Origin of the sequence: Streptomyces sp. NPDC058880 (genome assembly GCF_042742535.1) — a bacterium.
In the GTDB taxonomy this organism is placed as follows: Bacteria; Actinomycetota; Actinomycetes; order Streptomycetales; family Streptomycetaceae; genus Streptomyces.
Window position 1 is genome coordinate 106734 of the sequence record NZ_JBHYMC010000009.1, and the last position, 17880, is coordinate 124613.

The 17880-nt window shown below is 72.5% G+C and carries 14 protein-coding genes; 7 read left to right on the forward strand and 7 right to left on the reverse strand.

All coding sequences use genetic code 11. The features are described 5' to 3' along the window. The first annotated feature begins 74 nt into the window (after positions 1 to 74). Positions 75 to 1010, forward strand: coding sequence for a universal stress protein (locus tag ACFW2G_RS08040; protein WP_384445237.1), 936 nt, complete (start codon positions 75 to 77; stop codon positions 1008 to 1010). A gap of 271 nt (positions 1011 to 1281) precedes the next feature. Here ACFW2G_RS08040 and ACFW2G_RS08045 read toward each other — a convergent pair whose 3' ends face one another. The 6 genes from ACFW2G_RS08045 to ACFW2G_RS08070 form a co-directional block, all read right to left on the reverse strand. After that, positions 1282 to 1686: a hypothetical protein gene (locus tag ACFW2G_RS08045; protein WP_037916423.1), complete on the reverse strand. Its 405-nt coding sequence runs from the start codon at positions 1684 to 1686 to the stop codon at positions 1282 to 1284. 74 nt (positions 1687 to 1760) lie between these two features. Next, positions 1761 to 2159 (reverse strand): roadblock/LC7 domain-containing protein, encoded by a 399-nt coding sequence (locus tag ACFW2G_RS08050; RefSeq protein WP_384445239.1) that lies wholly within the window; start codon positions 2157 to 2159, stop codon positions 1761 to 1763. Positions 2160 to 2199: 40 nt separating this feature from the next. Next, positions 2200 to 2946 carry a hypothetical protein gene (locus ACFW2G_RS08055; protein WP_157840161.1) on the reverse strand — a complete coding sequence of 249 codons (747 nt, stop codon included), beginning with the start codon at positions 2944 to 2946 and terminating at the stop codon, positions 2200 to 2202. A 632-nt stretch (positions 2947 to 3578) separates the two neighbouring features. Continuing rightward, positions 3579 to 4634 (reverse strand): ABC transporter ATP-binding protein, encoded by a 1056-nt coding sequence (locus ACFW2G_RS08060; RefSeq protein ID WP_384445242.1) that lies wholly within the window; start codon positions 4632 to 4634, stop codon positions 3579 to 3581. Beyond that, positions 4631 to 6220 carry an ABC transporter permease gene (locus tag ACFW2G_RS08065; protein ID WP_384582434.1) on the reverse strand — a complete coding sequence of 530 codons (1590 nt, stop codon included), beginning with the start codon at positions 6218 to 6220 and terminating at the stop codon, positions 4631 to 4633. The genes ACFW2G_RS08060 and ACFW2G_RS08065 overlap by 4 nt, the downstream gene beginning before the upstream one ends. A 5-nt stretch (positions 6221 to 6225) precedes the next feature. Then, positions 6226 to 7245 carry an iron ABC transporter substrate-binding protein gene (locus ACFW2G_RS08070; RefSeq protein WP_384445246.1) on the reverse strand — a complete coding sequence of 340 codons (1020 nt, stop codon included), beginning with the start codon at positions 7243 to 7245 and terminating at the stop codon, positions 6226 to 6228. A 238-nt stretch (positions 7246 to 7483) separates the two neighbouring features. Between ACFW2G_RS08070 and ACFW2G_RS08075 the strand changes: the two genes are divergently transcribed. Next, positions 7484 to 10105: an AMP-binding protein gene (locus ACFW2G_RS08075; RefSeq protein WP_384582436.1), complete on the forward strand. Its 2622-nt coding sequence runs from the start codon at positions 7484 to 7486 to the stop codon at positions 10103 to 10105. Between the two features lie 317 nt (positions 10106 to 10422). Further along, the gene (locus ACFW2G_RS08080; RefSeq protein ID WP_384582438.1) at positions 10423 to 10899 is read left to right on the forward strand and encodes a hypothetical protein; all 477 of its coding nucleotides are present in this window, start codon (positions 10423 to 10425) and stop codon (positions 10897 to 10899) included. Between the two features lie 31 nt (positions 10900 to 10930). On the opposite strand, the gene ACFW2G_RS08085 is transcribed toward ACFW2G_RS08080, so the two are convergent. Further along, positions 10931 to 12001, reverse strand: coding sequence for an alpha/beta hydrolase family protein (locus ACFW2G_RS08085; protein ID WP_384582440.1), 1071 nt, complete (start codon positions 11999 to 12001; stop codon positions 10931 to 10933). Positions 12002 to 12100: 99 nt separating this feature from the next. Here ACFW2G_RS08085 and ACFW2G_RS08090 point away from each other — a divergent pair, with 99 nt between their 5' ends. From ACFW2G_RS08090 to ACFW2G_RS08105, 4 genes are all read left to right on the forward strand, one after another. Further along, a complete protein-coding gene (locus ACFW2G_RS08090; protein ID WP_384582442.1) occupies positions 12101 to 12757 on the forward strand; it encodes a GNAT family N-acetyltransferase in 657 nt (218 codons plus the stop codon). Further along, positions 12754 to 13686 carry a PaaX family transcriptional regulator C-terminal domain-containing protein gene (locus ACFW2G_RS08095; protein WP_384445256.1) on the forward strand — a complete coding sequence of 311 codons (933 nt, stop codon included), beginning with the start codon at positions 12754 to 12756 and terminating at the stop codon, positions 13684 to 13686. Before ACFW2G_RS08090 ends, ACFW2G_RS08095 begins: the two co-directional genes overlap by 4 nt. A gap of 80 nt (positions 13687 to 13766) precedes the next feature. Beyond that, positions 13767 to 16613 carry a SpoIIE family protein phosphatase gene (locus ACFW2G_RS08100; protein ID WP_384445258.1) on the forward strand — a complete coding sequence of 949 codons (2847 nt, stop codon included), beginning with the start codon at positions 13767 to 13769 and terminating at the stop codon, positions 16611 to 16613. Positions 16614 to 16733: 120 nt separating this feature from the next. Further along, complete coding sequence (locus ACFW2G_RS08105) at positions 16734 to 17879, forward strand: ABC transporter substrate-binding protein (RefSeq protein WP_384582444.1); 1146 nt, start codon at positions 16734 to 16736, stop codon at positions 17877 to 17879. Position 17880: the final 1 nt, after the last annotated feature.

The window sequence follows — 17880 nt, forward strand, 5'->3', positions numbered from 1 at the left end:
CCGTGCCGTGCTCCTCCGGCCGGTCCCCGGCCCGCTCCCGCCACCCATCCGAAGTCCCTTCCCCCGGAGCAACCATGTTACGTACCGTCATCGCCGCCGTGGACGGCTCGGCCGCATCGCTGGCCGCCGCGGAGTGGGCCGCCCGCGAGGCGCGGATGCGCCGTCTGCCCCTGCACGTCGTGCACGTTCTGCAGGACTGGTCACAGCAGTTCGCGCACGCTCCCTACGCCGGAGTGAACACGCTGCCCGATGGAGGATCGACCGCCGGGCAGCAGTGGGCCCGGCGGCTCCCCCACGACGCGTCCGACCGGTTGCGGGAGCGACACCCCGGTCTGGAGATCACCGTCGAGCAGGTGAACGGCCGCCGCCCTGCAGCGGTGTTGCTCTCGGCCGCCGAGAAGGCGGAGGTTCTGGTCATGGGTTCACGAGGGCTGGGGAGCCTGGCCGGCTTCCTGGCCGGATCGGTGTCCTTCCCCGTCATCGCGCGCGCCGAGCGCCCGGTCGTCGTCGTACGGGCCGGGGAGCGGGCCGAGGACGAACTGCGGCCCTGGAACGACAACGAAGAGGAGCACGAGGGGCGGTATCGCGACGTGGTGCTCGGCCTCGACCTCTCCAGGCCGTGCGACGAGCTGCTCGCCTACGCCTTCGAAGCCGCCGCTGCCCGAACGGCCGCTCTGCGGGTTGTGCACGGCTGGAGCGTTCCGGTGGTCGAGGGGTACGACCCCGGGGCGGCCGACCCGGGCCACGGTGTCGCGCTGGGACTCCGTGAGGCGGGCGTGCTCACCGACGTCCTGCGGTCGTGGCGGGGCATGTTCCCCCAGGTCGAGGTCAAGGAGCAGTGCATGGTGGGCCGACCCGCGGGCCATCTTGTGGAAGCGTCGGAGGACGCCTCGCTGCTGGTCGTCGGACGGCGCATACGCCGGGCGGCGGTCGGAGCGCACATCGGCCCGGTCACGCACGCGGTGCTGCACCACGCCAGGACGCCCGTGGCGGTCGTCCCTCACCTCTGAGCGTCGCGGGCCGCACCGTGACGCGGGGCCTCGGCGGTCCGCCTCGTTCACCGGCACCAGGAGTCGCAGGGCGAACCGGCGCTGATGCGTCGGCGCGTGGTACGGCGGCCACGGGCAGCGGTGCGGCACGCCGCGCGCGACGGCGCGCGGGGGCATCGCTTCCCCGCGGAGGGGCGGCCGGGATGGGCGTGCGGAGCGGGTGTCCGCGATCTGAGTGCGGACACCCGCCCGGCCAGGGGAGCGGCACGGGCGGGGTCGCCGGTGTCCCGGCCTACAGTTGCCCGTTTTCCCGCAGGACCCTGCGGGCCTGGGCGAAGAGCATCCCCACATTCACGGTCTTGCGGCAGACGACCACGGCGACCACTTCGTCGGCGCTGTCGATCCGCATGAAGAGGTGGGTCAGGTTGTCGCTGTTGACCAGAATCTCCTGGAAGTAGTGGCGGTCGCTCACGATCCCGCGACGCTCCTTGAAGATCCCTTCGATCATCACCACATTGCGGCCCTGGAACATGTCCAGGGTCGCCGCCGCCAGCATGTCGAGGACTTCCGCCGGATGGGAGTCGACGGTCTCCACGGACAGCAGCATGCCGGTCGACATGTCGATGACTCCCGCAGCCACACAGTCGGGAACCTCCGCGCGCATCCTCTTGACCAGGCTCGTGACCTGCTCGGACATGCTCTGGCGTCCTTGGGCCCCTGCGCCGCTCATCGTGCTCCTTCGTTGTCTGTGTCGTTGTTCCAGCACACCGGTCAGCGGTCCTCGGCCTGCGTGTCCGCAGAGGTGAGAAGTGCGGCCAGGCGCTGTAGGGAGGCCTGGGTCTCGGCATGGAGGCGCGCGATGTCCAGGCCGGCGTCGCCGAGCACCCCGATCAGGGCCATGTCTCCGACGGCCTGGGCGACGAGGTAGCCGTCGGTGTACCTCGACACGGTGTGGTGGAGCAGCCCCTTGCTCGTCATGGCCCCGGCCCTGCGGGCGATACTGAGGGTCGCCGCGGTGAGCGCGGCCAGGCACTCCGGGTCCGCGACGTCGTCGGTCTCGGCCGTGATCAGCAGACCGTCGGCGGAGGCCACCACGACGTCGGTGACGCCGACGACCCGGTCCCGCAGCTCCCGCATCTCGGTGACGAGCTGCGCATTCCTGGTTGTCACGATTCTCCTGTTGTGCTTGGCGTGGTACGTGTCAGAGGGCTCAACGGTTCCCGGCCGGGGGCTCGGCCAGGAGCGTCGGCGGGGGCCGCCAGCACTCGGCCGCAGGCCTCAGTGGCAGCACCTCGTTGATGCCGCTCGCACCGGGACGGCGTTGCGGCAGCTGCTTCTGCGCCGTCCGGCTGCCGATGGGATCGGGATCCGGGACCGGTAGTGCGGGGCTCTGCACCCCGCCCGGTACCACCGTCTCCATCAGGCCTTCGCCCATCAGACGCGAGACCTCGACGGTGACGGCGTACAGGCTCCGGCCGAGCAGGAAAGCGATGTCCCGGACGGTGCGGCGGCCGTTCGCCCGCAGCAGGATCTCCCTGCGCTCACCTGCGGCCGTGTCGGCGAGCCGTGCCGAGCCGGCAAGAGTCCGGGCAAGCCGGCTGCGGAACGGGGAGAGGCGCTGCGCAAGAGCGCCGAGGACCCGGATCCGCCTTCCCGCCTCTTCCACCAGCCATTCCGGCTCGATGCCGTCCGGGGCGGCCAGGCGGCAGGCATCGGCATCCTGCTCGAAGGTGAAGCCGTCGATCCGGCCCATCCCCAAGGCCAGCGCTCCGTCCAGCGCGGCCATCACACACATCAGTTGCAGTTCCGCACTGCCGACCAGGTCCTGGGCGATCAGCAAAGCCCCGACCCGGCCGTCCGCGGCACACGACCGGGTGGCCGACACCCAGTCGGCCTCGGTCACCCGGCCCGATCGCAGGAGCAGCGTCTCGACTCCCGGGGCCCCGGGTGAAGCCACTTCGACGAGGGAACCACACCGGATGTGGAAGGATCCTCCGGGTTCCCCCGACACCACCAGCGCCCCGGAGAGCCGGCGCTGCGACACCTCGGTGAGTGCCCTGGCCAGGTCGAGCCCCGTCGCTCTTGATGGTTTCCGGCGTGGTGCCGGTACATCAATGTCTGACATGTTCCTGCAATCAGCCGCTCTCCGTGGACGCCGCGACTGGGAACCACCTGCGCCAGCCCGGTGATCGCACTGTATCCAGACGGGCCGATCATCCGATGAAAAGTCTCAGCACTGATCGCTTTATGACGTCAACCGACCATTTGTGCATCGTTCATGACGCTCCCCGCCCCACTGATCCTGGCAGCGGCCCCCCGCGTCTGCTCACCTGTTGGCCTGCTCGCCTGCTCGCCTGCTCGCCTGCGGTCATGGCAATGCCCGACGCCGTCCGGGGGCGCCGGGCAGGAGGCAACGCCCGATGTGCGCGTCCGGCGGGCAGCCCGGACCGACACCGGAGTGAACAGTGCACCCCGGCGCCGCCCGCCTCGTGGACGACAGGCCGGGCGGCGCCGGACGCCCGGACGTTTCGCTCGCCGTTGTCCCCTACCGGCTGGTCGCCCGGCCCGCGGGCCCCGGCGGACGGATGGTCACGCGGGGGTGGGGTGGAGGGTCGCCTCTCCCGTGACCCTGATGCCGGTGCGCTCACCGGGGGACGCGGGTGCGGGACCCGGAACGCGGACGTCGATGGGTGCCTCCACCCCGTCCAGGGTGACGGTGACCATCGCGTCGTGGCCGTAGTACCGGACGTCCGTCACCGTGCCGCGGGCCTCCGCCGACGTGGTGTCGGTCAGCTGGATCTGTTCGGGCCGGAGCAGCACCGTGCCCTCACGTACGCCTCCGGGCGGGTCGGCCAGCCGGACGCGGCCGAGCGCGGTGGTCGCCGTGCCCCTGTCCACGGTGCCCGCGACGAGTACCGCGTCACCGACGAAGGCCGCCACCCAAGGGTCCGCGGGGCGGCGGTAGATCTCGTGCGGCGTGTCGCACTGGGCCACCTTCCCCTTCCGTACGACGGCGACGAGGTCGGCCGCGGACAGGGCCTCCTGCTGATCGTGCGTGACCAGTACCGCGGTGGCTCCGGTCGCTTGCAGGGCGGCCCGCACGTCGGCGCGTACGCCGGACCGCAGGGCGCTGTCGAGGGCGTTGAACGGCTCGTCGAGCAGTACCAGTTGAGGCTGCGGGGCCAGGGCGCGGGCGAGGGCGATGCGCTGTTGCTGGCCGCCGGAGAGCTCGTGCGGCATGCGGTCGCCGAAGCCGGCGAGTCCGACCAGCTCCAGCATCTCCTCGACGCGCAGGCGCCGCGCACCCCGGTCCAGGCCGGCCAGGCCGGCCAGGCCGAAGGCGACGTTGCGCGCCACGCTGAGGTGCGGGAACAGGGCGCCTTCCTGCGGGACGATCCCGATGCGGCGGCGTTCGGGCGGAAGGTGCGTTCCCGGGCCGCTGAGGGTGCGGTCGCCGATGGTGACGGTGCCCGCGTCGGCGCGCAGGAAGCCGGCGATGATGCGCAGCAGGGTGGTCTTGCCGCAGCCGGAGGGCCCGAGTACGGCGACGAGGGCTCCGGCGGGGACGGTGAGATCGAGTCCGTCGAGAACGGTGGCGTTCGGTCCGTACGCCTTGGCCAGCCCCGTGATCTGGAGATCGGTCATGTGCGCTGCCTTCCGAGGAGGTAGGACGGTACGGCGGCCAGCAGGATCAGCGCCGCGGCGTAGGGGGCCGCGGCGGCGAAGGATCCGGTGCCGGTCTCCGTCCAGAGGCGGGTGGCCAGGGTGTCCATGCCAGTGGGGCGCAGCAGGAGGGTGGCGGGGAGCTCCTTCATGCAGACCACGAAGGTCAGCGCCGCTCCCGCGAGCACTCCGGGCGCTGCCAGCGGCACCGTCACCTCGCGCAGCACCTTCAAGGGGGAGCGCCCCAGCGAGCGGGCGACGTCCTCCAGCACCGGCGGGGACTGCAGCACGGCCGCACGCGTGCCGGCGACCGCGACCGGCAGGAAGAGCACCGCGTACGCGCAGACCAGCAGCGGCAGTTCCTGGTAGAGCGGTTCCGCGTACCGGACCGCGAAGAAGACGAGGGACAGCGCGACGGTGATCCCGGGCAGGGCGTGCCCGGAATACGCGGACTGCTCCAGCAGGGAGGCCGTCCGGCCGCGGTACCGGGCCGCGATCACGCCGACCGGCAGGGCGAGGAGGGTGGTGAGCGCGGCTCCGGCGGCGGCGACGCCGAGGGTCGTGCCGGCGGTGTCGAGGAGTCCGGCCGGATCCCAGGTGGCGGAGTCGCCGACGGCGAGCCAGTACCCGAGCGTGGCCAGCGGGGTGAGGACGGCGATGGCCGTGACGGCCGTGCACCAGAGCAGCGCGGGGCCACGCCAGCGGCCGAGCGGTGCGGGGACCGCGAGGCGCGCGGTGCCGGTTCCGGTCCTGGCATGGCCCGCACGGCCGCGGGTGCGGGCCTCGGCGGCCACGAGCAGGATGGTCATGACCACCAGGACGACGCTGAGCGCGGCGGCCGGGGTGCGATCGAAGCTGGCCCGGTAGGAGGTGTAGATGCCGCGCGTGAAGGTGTCGTAGCGCATCAGCGAGACGGCGCCGAAGTCGGAGAACACGTACAGCGCGACCAGGACGGATCCCCCGGCGGCCGCCGGGCGCAGCTGCGGCAGGGTGACGCGCAGGAAGGTCCGCAGCGGTCCGTGGCCGAGCGAGCGGGAGACCTCCTCCTGTGCCGGATCGGTGCCGCGCAGCGCGGCCGTGACCGGGAGGTAGACGTACGGAAAGCTCACCAGGGTCAGGGCGAGCGCGGCCCCGGCGAAGCCCGCGACGTCGGGGAAGACGGAGAGCCAGGCGAACGCGGCGACGTAGCTGGGCACGGCCAGCGGCAGGGTCACCAGCACCGACCAGGCCCGGGCGCCGGGCAGCGCGGTCCGTACGGTGAGCCAGGCCAGCGAGACACCGAGCAGCAGCGCTGCGGTCACCACCACTGCGGCCAGCCCCAGACTGCGGCCGAGGAGTTGAGCGGTGCGCTCGTTGGCGATGACGTCCCAGGCGAAGACGGGACCGCGCTCCAGGGAGCGGACGGCGAGGTAGCCGAGGGGCAGCAGCGCGAACACGGCGGCGACGGCGGCGGGAACGAGCAGGGCGGCGGGCGGGCGGCTCCCGGCACGCGGCCGCCCGGCCGGCGGGGTGACGCCGGTCGGGCGGGCGGCCGGATCCGTCCGCGAGACGGGATCCGTCGAGTGCATGACGCTCAGACCATCCCGGCGTCCTGCAGCATCTTCAGGGTCTCCTGAAGAGATTCGAGCCTGCCGAGGTCGATCCGGGGGGCTTCGAGGGAGGTCAGCGGCGGCAGGTCCTCGACGGTGCTGGTGACGCCGGAGGCGAGGGGGTACTCCTTGGTGTCCTCGGCGAAGTATTTCTGCGCCTTCTCCGAGAGGAGGAAGTCGACGGCCTTCTGGGCCGCCGGCACCTGGTCGCTGCCCTTGATGACGCCGACTCCGGCCGCGTTGACCAGCGAGCCCGGATCGCCGCCGGGCAGGAAGTGGATCTTCGCGCCGACCTTGCCCTCGCCCTTCTCGGCGACCCGCGCGTACCAGTAGTAGTGGTTGATCAGGCCGAGGGAGACCTCGCCCCTGCCCACGGCGTCCAGCACCTTGAGGTTGTTCTCGTACACCTTCGGCTGGTTGGCCTTGAGTCCCTTGAGCCAGGCCCGGGTGGCGTCGTCGCCTTCGAGGACGCGCATGCCGGTGACGAACGCCTGGAAGGAGGCGTTCGTCGGGACGTAGCCGACCCTGCCCTTCCACTCCGGCTTGACCAGGTCGTGCACGCTGTCCGGCACCTTCGCGACCTGGCCGGGGTGGTACGCGAGGACCCGGACCCGGCCGGAGGTGCCCACCCAGTCACCCGCGCCGCCGCGGAACGCCTGGTCGACCTTGTCGAGCGAGGCCTGGGGCAGTTCCTCCAGCAGCCCCTTGGTGGAGAGGGCCCCGAGCGCGCCGGCGTCCTGCGAGAAGAACAGGCCGGCCTTGGTCTTGCCGCCCTCCTCCTGGATCTGGGCGGCCAGCTCCGCGCTCTCGCCGTAGCGGACGGCGACCGTGGTGCCGACGGCCTTCTCCAGGTCGTCCAGGAGCGGCTTGATCAGCTTCTCGTTGCGGCCCGAGTAGATCACGAGCCCGGCGTCGTCCTCGTCGACGCCGCAGCCGGCGACAGCGGGGAGGAGGAGCGCTGCCGCGAAGAGCGCGGTCAAGCGTCGGGCCAAGGGGCGTCGCATGGAAAGCCTTCCTGCATGTGCAGCGGAGATGAATCCCGAACACCACATAGCTAAGGTAAAGCTAACCTAAAGGTCAAGAGTGACGCACACAACGTCCGGCGGCTCCGAGGCCTCGCCGGGACGGCGGCGGAGCCGACCCTACCGCTTGTTTTCCCAAGGATCTTCATCGGGCCCCCACCGACGACCCGTGACACCTCTGTGACTATCCACCGAGGTAAGCCTTTCCTAAGATGCGCACGTGACAGCCCCCTCCGACCTGCTCCCCGACACCCGGACCGTCCCGTTCGCACTCGGCCTCGCCGCGCACGGCGACCGCACGGCGGTCATCACCGCCGACGGCCCGACGACGTACCGCGAACTCGCCGCGCGGGTGGACGAGACCGTGCACCGCCTCGGACGGGAACGCCGCCTGGTCCTGCTCGTCGGCGCGAACACGCTCGACGCCCTCGTCGTCCACCTCGCGGCCCTCGCTTCCGGTCACCCCGTCCTGCTCGCGCCCGGCGGCCACCCCGAGGCCCTGCAGTCACTGATCGACGCGTACGACCCGGACGTCGTGGCCCGTCCCGATGGCGGGAAGTGGGTGCTCGACGAACGGCGCACGGTCTCGGCCCACACCCTGCACCCGGACCTCGCCCTGCTGCTGAGTACCTCCGGCTCCACCGGATCGCCCAAGCTCGTCCGGCTGTCGCACGAGAACCTCCAGTCCAATGCGGAGTCGATCGCCGAGTACCTGGGAATCCGGGACACCGACCGCGCGGCCACGACCCTGCCGATGCACTACTGCTACGGGCTTTCTGTCATCCACAGCCATCTGCTGCGGGGTGCCGGGCTGATCCTCACCGGCCTGTCCGTCGCGGACAGCTGCTTCTGGGAGCTGTTCCGCAGCTGCCACGGGACGACGTTCGCAGGCGTGCCGTACACCTTCGACCTCTTGGACCGGGTCGGCTTCGACACGATGGAGCTCCCCCACCTGCGCTACGTGACCCAGGCCGGCGGACGGCTGGCACCCGAACGGGTCGAGCATTACGCGGCTCTCGGCCACGCTGCCGGCTGGGAGTTGTTCGTGATGTACGGCCAGACGGAGGCGACCGCCCGCATGGCCTACCTGCCGCCGCACCTGACCCGGACCCATCCCGGGGCCGCGGGGATACCGATCCCCGGCGGCTCCTTCCGTCTCCGCACCGTCCCCGACCGGCCCGGTGCGGACACCGGCGAACTGGTCTACACGGGCCCCAATGTGATGCTCGGCTACGCGCACTCACCGGAGGACCTCGCCCTGGGCAGGACCGTGGACGAGCTCGCCACCGGCGACATAGCCCGGCTCTCCCCCGACGGACTCTACGAAATCGTGGGCCGCCGCAGCCGATTCGTGAAGATCCTCGGTCTGCGGATCGACCCCGGTCAGGTCGAAACCGTGCTCGCACGGAACGGCATCACGGCCGCGTGCGCGGGCGACGACGAAGCGCTCGTCGTCGCAGCCGTCGCTGCACACGAAGCCGACACGGGGCCGATTCGAAAGCTCGTGGCGGACGCGTGCGGCCTGCCGGCGCACGCCGTCCAGGTCCGCATCGTGGCCGAACTGCCCCGCCTGGCCTCCGGCAAGCCCGACTACCGGGCGGTGCGCGAACTACGCCACTGCGCCGGTGCGGCCCCGCACGGAACCGGGCCCGCCGCGGGCACGGACTCCGAGGACCTGTGCGCCCTCTACGCTTCGGTCCTCGACCGGCCCCGGGGGGAGGTGACCCGCAACAGCACCTTCGTCGGTCTGGGCGGCGACTCGCTCTCGTACGTGGAGATGTCCCTCCAGCTCGAAGAGCGCCTCGGTCACCTGCCCGCGGACTGGCACACGACGCCGATCGGCGAGCTCAAGCCGCCCGAGCCGCAGCAGGTCGGATCACAGCGGCGCACCCTGGAAACCAGCGTCGCCCTGCGCGCCATGGCGATCTTCTGCATCGTGGGCTCGCACATCCACGTCTTCGGGATCAAGGGCGGCGCACACTTGCTGCTCGCCCTCGCGGGCTACAACTTCGCCCGCTTCCACCTGACCGCCGCCGCCCGCCGAGAGCGCGTCCGCCGCATCTGGACCAGCATCGGCCGCGTCGCCCTGCCGAGCATCGCCTGGATCGGGCTGATCCTGCTCCTGAACGACGACTACACCCTGGCCAATCTCGCCCTGCTCGACAGCGTCCTCGGGCCGGAGGACAGCAAGACGGGTATGCACTTCTGGTTCATCGAGGCCCTGGTCTACATCCTGGTCGCCGCTGTCGGCCTCCTCGGCCTGCCCCTCGTGGACCGGGTGGAGCGGCGCTTCCCGTACGGCCTGCCGCTGACGATCGCGGCCCTGGGCCTGCTCACCCGCTACGACCTCCTCGGTCTCCCGGCCCGTGCCGAGATCCCGGACGCCATCACGGTCTTCTGGTTGTTCGCCCTGGGCTGGGCGGCGGCGAAGGCCGCCACCGCGCGCCGGCGGCTGGCGGTCACCGCCGCGGCGCTGGCGACGGTGCCCGGCTTCTTCCCCGGCGACCCCGGACGGGAAGCGATCATCGTCGCCGCCTTCGCGCTCCTGGTGTGGGTCCCCGCGCTGCCCGGCCACGAACGCGTCAACCGATTGGCCGGTCTCCTGGCAAGCAGCTCGCTGTACATCTACCTGACGCACTGGCAGATCTTCCCTCTGATCGCAGGGTTCTCCAGGCACCTGGCGTTCGCGGCCTCACTGGTGTTCGGCATCGCCTACGCGGCCGGCGTCACCCGGCTGACGCGAGGATTCCGCCTCTCCGGCTGCCTGGCCGCCCTGCGCACCGGCCGGAGCGGCGGGCGGAAACCGGCGACCGCCGCCGACCGGCGCGCGCAGGTGCACTGAGCGCCCGCACGCCCCGTGCGCCGAAGGCCGGGTGCGCCGAAGGCCGGGTGCGCCGAAGGCCGGGTGCACGAGGACCGAAGGCTCTGCCGTGACGGACGGACCCGCCACCGCGCCCACGACCGGGCTCGGCGGCTTTGCCCGGCGCTCGCGACGCCCCGACCCGCCGCAGCACGAGCCGGCGCTCCTCGGCCGCTCCCTCCCGACCGTCCCCGAGGGCCTCACGAGGAGTTTTCCGCTTCCCGTACGCCCTTACAGTGGGCGGCGGCGTCGATCGGTTCGACCGCACACGAGCGGGAACCGCGTGAAGGGGGCTTTGCGTGCTGGTGTGGAAGCAGATCAGGTCCGGCATCCGTCCGGTGCCCGCTCCGGCCTCGACCTCGGCGGTCTGGGCCGTCGCGGCCACGAGCGCCGTCGCCCTGGTCACCGTCTTCGATCTCCTGGACGGGAAGGGCGACCCCACCCTGGATCTGGTCGCGATCTCCGCCGCCGCGGCGGTGGTCAGTGCGGGAGCCCGCCTCACCGCGGCGCCCGGAACCGCCCTGCTCTGCTGGCTCGTCCTCAACGCCTTCGCCACCGCCCCCGTCGGCACCCTCACCTGGGAAGCCCCCTACGACCTGGGCCGGATCGTGTGCCTCCTCGCGGCCGCCTGCAGCGGAACCGTCCTCGCCCGACTCTCCCACGCCCGCTCCGCCTACCACCGGGTGACGCCGCAGCCGCCGGGCCCGCGGCAGCCCGCACCCTCGCGGGCCGTCACGACGCCTCCGCCTTCCGGCGCGGGCGCCGGGCCCGGGTGACCGCGAGGATCCGCGGGGCGGTGGCTGGTGGTCATCCCCCGCCCCCTTCGGCACCGACGGCGGCCAGGAATCGCTCCTGGTCGGCCAGGAACCCCTCGGTGAACAGGGACCGGGGCGCGCACAACGCGGTCAGGGCCAGGCGCAGCGGCGAGTTCTCCACGGCATGTCCGACCATGCCGTGGGTGGCGTCGGGGTAGTGGGCGACGCGCAGGGCCGGTCCGGGCAGCAGGCGGCGGTACGCGGCCTCGGTCTCGGCGGTGTCGACGTTGAGGTCGTGTCCGGCGAGCACCAGCAGGACGGGGGTGCCGCGCAGGGCCGGCAGGTCGGAGCTCGCGTCGACCGTGTGGTTCCTGGAGACGAACCGCCAGCGGGCTGCGGTCATGCCCTGCGGGTCGCCGACGGCGCGGAGGTACTCCTCGTAGGAGGCTCCGCGCCGGAGGAGTTCCAGGACGGTCTCGCGGCGGCCCAGGGCGGTGGCGACTTCCGCGTCGGACGCCCCGTCCCGCTCCAGTTCGGCAAGGAGGTTGTAGCGGCCCTGCCGGTGCCAGTTGACGGCGGGTGAGACGGCGATCGCGAACCGGACACCGCGGTCCCTGGCGGCGATTTTGGGCAGAACCCAGCCGGCCTGGCTGGCACCCCACAGTCCGACCCTGTCGCCGTCGACGTCCGGGCGCTGCCGGGCCCAGGCGATCGCGGCGGCGGCTTCGGCGGCGCGGTCGTCCATGCTCTGGTCGAGCCAGTCGCCGGGCGCACCGCCGACGCCCGGTTTGTTCCAGGACAGCGAGGCGTACCCGGCGCGGGCGAAGGCCTCCCACATCGGGCGGTAGAAGGTGTCGTGGGTGGCGTCCACCGGCCCGTCACCGTGTACGAACACCACCAGCGGGAAGGGCCCCTTGCCCCGCTCGGGCAGGGCAAGGACGCCGTCCAGTGCGCGCCCGTCCTGACGTATCACCACCTGTTCCTCGCGCAGTTCGTAGGTGTTCTGCCACACCACCAGCCCGCCCAGACCCGCCGCCACGACGGCCAGCGCGGCCAGCGCCGCGAGCACGGCCCGCAGCACCCGGCGCCGCCGCGGCGAGCGCACCGCACGCACGCGTTCCATCCGCCCCCCAAAAAACTATCGATTTACTAACGGTCGTTCTTCATTCGACCGTATTATGTTCATACGAAAACTGCCATGCGTAGACCGCGAGGAGGATTCATGGAACCGGCAGCAGAATCCGAGGCGGAATCCGCAGCGGTCGTGATCCGGCGCGGCGTGCCGCGCGGGGCCGAGGCGCAGGTCGCCGAGCTGTACTGGGAGGCCTTCGGCCGCAAGCTCGGCGCCGCCCTGGGCCCGCCCGAGCGCGGCCGGGACTTCATCGCCGCCCATCTCCACCACGACCGCGGCGTCGTCGCCCTCACCCCGGGCGGCGACCGTGTCGTGGGCGTGGCCGGCTACCGGCTCGACGGACGCGCACTGACGGGCGGCGGCCTGCGCGAGGTGCTCGGCTCCTACGGGCCCTTCCGCGGCCTGCCCCGGCTCGCTGTCCTGGCCCTGCTCGAACGCACCCCGGAGCCGGGGGAACTGGTGATGGACGGGATCGCCGTCGACCCCGCGCACCGCGGCACGGGCATCGGCAGCCACCTGCTGACGGAGGTCGCGGCCCTCGCGGCCGAACACCGGTGCACCCGCGTCAGACTGGACGTCATCGACGTCAACCCCCGGGCCCGCGCCCTGTACGAGCGGCACGGCTTCAGCGCCGTGCGGACCGAGCAGACCCCGTACCTGAAGCGTCTCATGGGCTTCGGCGCGGTGACCACGATGCACCGAGCAGCCGGGGCACGCCCCGGCCACACCAGGGAGCAGCAGCGATGACAAGCCGACCCGCGGCAGAGCCCGCCACCCCGGGCATTGGGACCCGGACCCTGGTGTTCGCCCTCGTCCGCGAGGACGGCACCGTCGACGCGGGCGAGCTGTACGACGTCGCCGAAACCCTCGGCATGACCGACCAGCAGGTCCGCCTCTGCCTCAAACGGCTCGTCGCCGAAGGCCGGTTCACCCAGGAGGGACGCGGCCGCAAGGCACGCCTGCGCGCCACCGCCGACCCGACGGGCGCCGTCGCACCGGACGTCGAGTACGTCCGCCACGCCTACCGGCAGGACCGGGGCCTCGCCCCCTGGGACGGCAGTTGGCACCTGTTCGCCTTCGCCATCCCCGAGACCGCCCGGCAGTCCCGGGACGCCCTGCGCGACACCCTCCTGCACCTCGGTGCCGCCCCGCTCCAGGGCGGCCTGTACGTCGCCGCGCACGCGATCGGCGACCTCGTGGAGGCCCACGCCCGCCACCTCGGCGTCCTGCCCTCGCTCACCCGCCTCACCAGCCGGGACCTGCGAGTCGGTGAGGAGCGGGATCCCGCGCGGCTGGCCGCCCTCCTGTGGCCGCTCGACGCGATCGCCGAGCGGTACGAGGCGCTGGCCGGACTCGCCGCGGCCCGCCTGTCCGCTCCGAGCCGGCCCACCGGCACGGAGCGGCTGAGGTACGCCATCGAGCTCGCGGCGGCCTTCACCGCCGCCATGGAACCCGACCCCCTGCTGCCCCCGGAGCTGCTGCCCCGGCCCTGGCCCGGCGCCCGCGCCCGCGCCCTGGCCGCCCGGTGCTGGGAAGCCCTGGGGGACGGCGCCCCGGACCGCGGCAGTCCGCGCCTGTTCCGCCTCTACGGCGAAGCCCTCGACACCCGGCCACCCGCCACCCTGGCCCCGGCGCGGACGACGGATGGCCCGGACGAACCTTCACGGAGCGGTTGAACCCGCCGATCGCGGGGACGCGCCGAGCGGCGGACGGCGCTCCCCGCTGCCGACACGCCGGAGAGGTTGGAAGATGGATTATGACCGTCTTCCTGGGACACCTGCGGCGCGTGCTGCCCGGCTCGGCCAAGCGCTCCGCCGCCGCCTCCCCAGACCCGCACCCGGAAGATCGGCAGGAGCCGCGGGGAGGCGCCCGGACCCGGGAGAGCGGGGAGCGTCGGCCGCAGCGGCTGTCGGCCCTGCTGAGCGCGCGCAGCGTGGCCGGCGAGGTGTTTCTCCTCCAGCTCGTCCTGGTGGTGCTCCTGGTCGCGGCAGCGGTGGTGGCCCTCGTGGTGCAGGCCCGCAGCGACGCCATGTTGGACGCCCGGCACCGTACGCTCGCTGCCGCCGGTACGTTCGCGGAGTCCCCCGGCATCGTCGCCGCCCTGCGCAGTCCCGATCCGAGCGCCGTGCTCCAGCCCAGCGCCCAGGCGGCGCAGAAGGTCGCCGGTGTGGACGGCATCAACGTGTACACCCTCGACGGGGTCACCGTCGCCCACCGGGACCCCCGGCAGATCGGCAAGCGCGTGGTCGGCCCCTTCTCCAGGGCGGCGGCCGGCAACGCCTTCACCGAGACGTTCGAGGGCTCCCTGGGGCAGTCCGTGGTCTCGGCGGTCCCCGTCAAGGACTCCGAGGGCCGGGTCATCGCCGTCGTGTCCTCCCCGGTCACCGTCTCGAACGTGCAGAGCATGGTCAACCGGCAGCTGCCGGTGGTCCTCGGCGCCGCCGCCCTGGTGCTCGCCCTGTCCGCGGGCGGGACGGCCCTGGTGAGCCGTCGGCTGCTGCGCCGCACCCACGGCCTGGGGCCGGCGGAGATGACGCGGATGTACGAGCACCACGACGCGGTGCTGCACGCGGTGCGGGAAGGCGTACTGATCGTCGGTGACGGCGGGCGCCTGCTGCTGGCCAACGACGAGGCGCGGCGTCTCCTGGAGCTGCCGGCGGACGCGGAGGGGCGACCCGTCACGGAGCTGGGCCTGGAGCAGGCGACCGCCGCGTCGATCGCCTCGGGCCGTAGCGCCACGGACGAGCTGCACGTGGCGGCCGACCGGCTGCTGGCGGTGAACATCCGGCCCACCGCCCCCTTCGGGCAGGCCGGGACCGTGGTCACCCTGCGGGACACCACCGAGCTGCGGGCGCTCTCCGGCCGCGCCGAGGTGGCCCACGAGCGGCTGAAGTTGCTCTACGACGCGGGGGTGCGCATCGGTACGACGCTGGACGTGGAGCGCACCGCCGGGGAACTGGCGGAGGTGGCGGTCCCGAGATTCGCCGACATCGCCTCGGTCGATCTGCTGGACCCGGTGCTGCACGGTGACGAGCCGCCCGAACCGGGCACGGAGATGCGCCGGACCGCCGTGGTCGCCGCGATGGACACCCATCCGCTCTACCCCGTCGGCGAGCTGATCCGGTTCGTCCCCACGAGCCCCATGGCGATCGGGGTGGCCGGGGAGCACTCGGTACGGGTGGCGGACCTGCGAGGCAGCCGCGACTGGATGGCCCAGGACCCCGTGCGTTCGCAGCGCATGCTGGACCGGGGCGTCCACTCCGTGATCGCCGTTCCGCTGCGGGCCCGCGGCGTGCTGCTGGGGATGGCCGGCTTCTGGCGGGTCGAGCCCTCTCCGCCCTTCGAGGAGGAGGACGTGTCCTTCGCCGAGGAGCTGACCGCCCGGGCGGCCCTCTCCATCGACAACGCCCGCCGCTTCACGCGCGAGCACACCATGGCCGTCACGCTGCAGCGCAGCCTGTTGCCCCGGGGCGTGCCGGACCAGTCCGCGGTCGAGGTCGCCCACCGCTACCTGCCCGCCCAGGCGGGGGTGGGCGGCGACTGGTTCGACGTCATCCCGCTGCCCGGCGCCCGGGTGGCCCTGGTGGTGGGCGATGTCGTGGGGCACGGCCTGCACGCCGCCGCCACGATGGGCAGGCTGCGCACCGCCATGCACAACTTCTCGACGCTCGACCTGCCCGCGGACGAGCTCCTGAGTCACCTGGACGAACTGGTCGCCCACATCGACACCGACGAGGGTGCCGGTGAGCAGGAGTGGCAGGGGCTGACCGGCGCCACCTGCCTGTGCGCCGTCTACGACTCCGTCTCCGGGCAGGTGACCGCCGCGACCGCCGGGCACCCGGGCCTCGCCGTCGTCCATCCCGACGGGACGGTTTCCTTCCCCGACCTTCCGGTCGCTCCGCCGCTGGGCCTGGGCGCCGGTCTGCCCATGGACACCGCGACGCTCACCGTGCCGGAAGGGTCCCAACTGGTGCTCTTCACCGACGGGCTGCTGGAGAGCCGCGACCAGGACGTCGACACGGGTCTGGCGGCACTCGGTGCGGCCCTCGCCGGGCCCGCCAGGACCCCGGAGGAGACCTGTGCGGCGGTGATCGGCGCGATGCTGCCGAGTCGGCAGAGTGACGACATCGCGCTGCTGGTGGCCCGCACCCGGCGGCTGGATCCCGGCCGGATCGCCGAGTGGGAGGTGGAGTCCGATCCGGCAGCGGTGTCCCCGGTGCGCAACGCCTGCGCCCGCCGGCTGGCGGAATGGGGCCTGGAGGACATCGCCTTCACCACGGAGCTCATCCTGAGCGAGCTGATCACCAACGCCGTCCGCTACGGGTCGCAGCCCATCCGGGTGCGACTGCTGTACGACCGCAGCCTGGTCTGCGAGGTGTCCGACGGGTCCAGCACCTCCCCCCACCTGAGACGGGCCGAGGAGACCGACGAGGGCGGGCGCGGCTTGTTCCTGGTCGCGCAGTTCGCCGAGCGGTGGGGCACCCGCTACACCGCCCGCGGGAAGATCATCTGGAGTGAGCAGGCCCTCCAGGCCGGATCCGCCACGGCCGGGGAGGATCTGGGGGCGGCGCTGCTCGCGGCCTGGGACGACGAGCCCTTCTGAGGCTGGTGCGGTACGTCGCCCGGAGGACCGGCGGCGGCGCGGCCCGCCGGGACTGCGCTGTCGCGGCCGACGCACGTACGCTGGCCTGGATCAGTACGTGCCGCCCGTTATGGAGCGTTTGTGCCCGCACCCCGTCTCCGCACCGCTGCCGTCGCCGCTTGCCTCGGCCTCGCCGCGGGACCCCTCGGCGCCTGCGGGGACAAGCCCCCCGCAGCGCCCAGGGCACCCGCGGTGGCGACCTCGGCCGCGGACGCGGGCGGCATGGCGGCGCTCACCGCCGCGGCCAGGAAGGAGGGGGTCCTCAACACCATCGCGCTCCCCTCCGACTGGGCGGGCTACGGGGAGCTGATCGACGGCTTCCAGAAGAAGTACGGGATCCGGGTCATCGTGGAGAACCCTGAGGGCTCCAGCCAGGACGAGATCAACGCCCTCAAGGAGCACCGGCGCGATGGAACCGCCCCGGACGTGATCGATGTGGGCGGCACCTTCGCGCCGGGTGCGGCCCGGCAGGGTCTGCTCACCCCGTACGAGGTCGCCCCGTACGACGACATCCCCGACGAGCAGAAGGACCCCCGGGCCCGCTGGTACAACAACTACGGCGGTTACGTCTCGATCGGCTGCGACGCCAAGCGTGTCAAGACCTGCCCCGCGACCTTCGCCGACCTGCGCAAACCCGAGTACAAGGGCCAGGTCTCGCTCAACGGCGACCCCACCAAATCGGGCTCCGCCTTCGCCGGGGTGTACGCGGCGGCCCTGGCGAACGGGGGCTCCTTCGACAACATCCAGCCCGGCATCGACTTCTTCGCCGAGCTCAGCAGGAACGGCAACTTCATCCCGGTCGAGTCCACTCCGGCGACGATCGAGCAGGGGCGGACGCCGATCAGCATCGACTGGGACTTCCTCAACCTCGGGTATGCCGACGAGTTCCGCCGCAAGGGCGCGGACCTGGACTGGCGGACCTCCATCCCCTTCGACGGCAGCTTCGCCCAGTACTACGCGCAGGGGATCAACAAGGACGCCCCGCACCCCGCGGCGGCGCGGCTGTGGCAGGAGTACCTGTTCAGCCCGGAGGGCCAGAACATCCGGCTCGGGGCGTACGCGCGACCGGTGCTCATGAAGTCCATGCAGGAGAACGGCACCCTCGACAAAGCCCTGGCGGAGATGCTGCCCACGGTCGAGGGCACACCGGCGTTCCCGACCGAGCAGCAGCAGGCGAAGGCGGGCAGGACCGTCGACCGGAAGTGGGCCGAGGCCGTCTCCGGCTGAC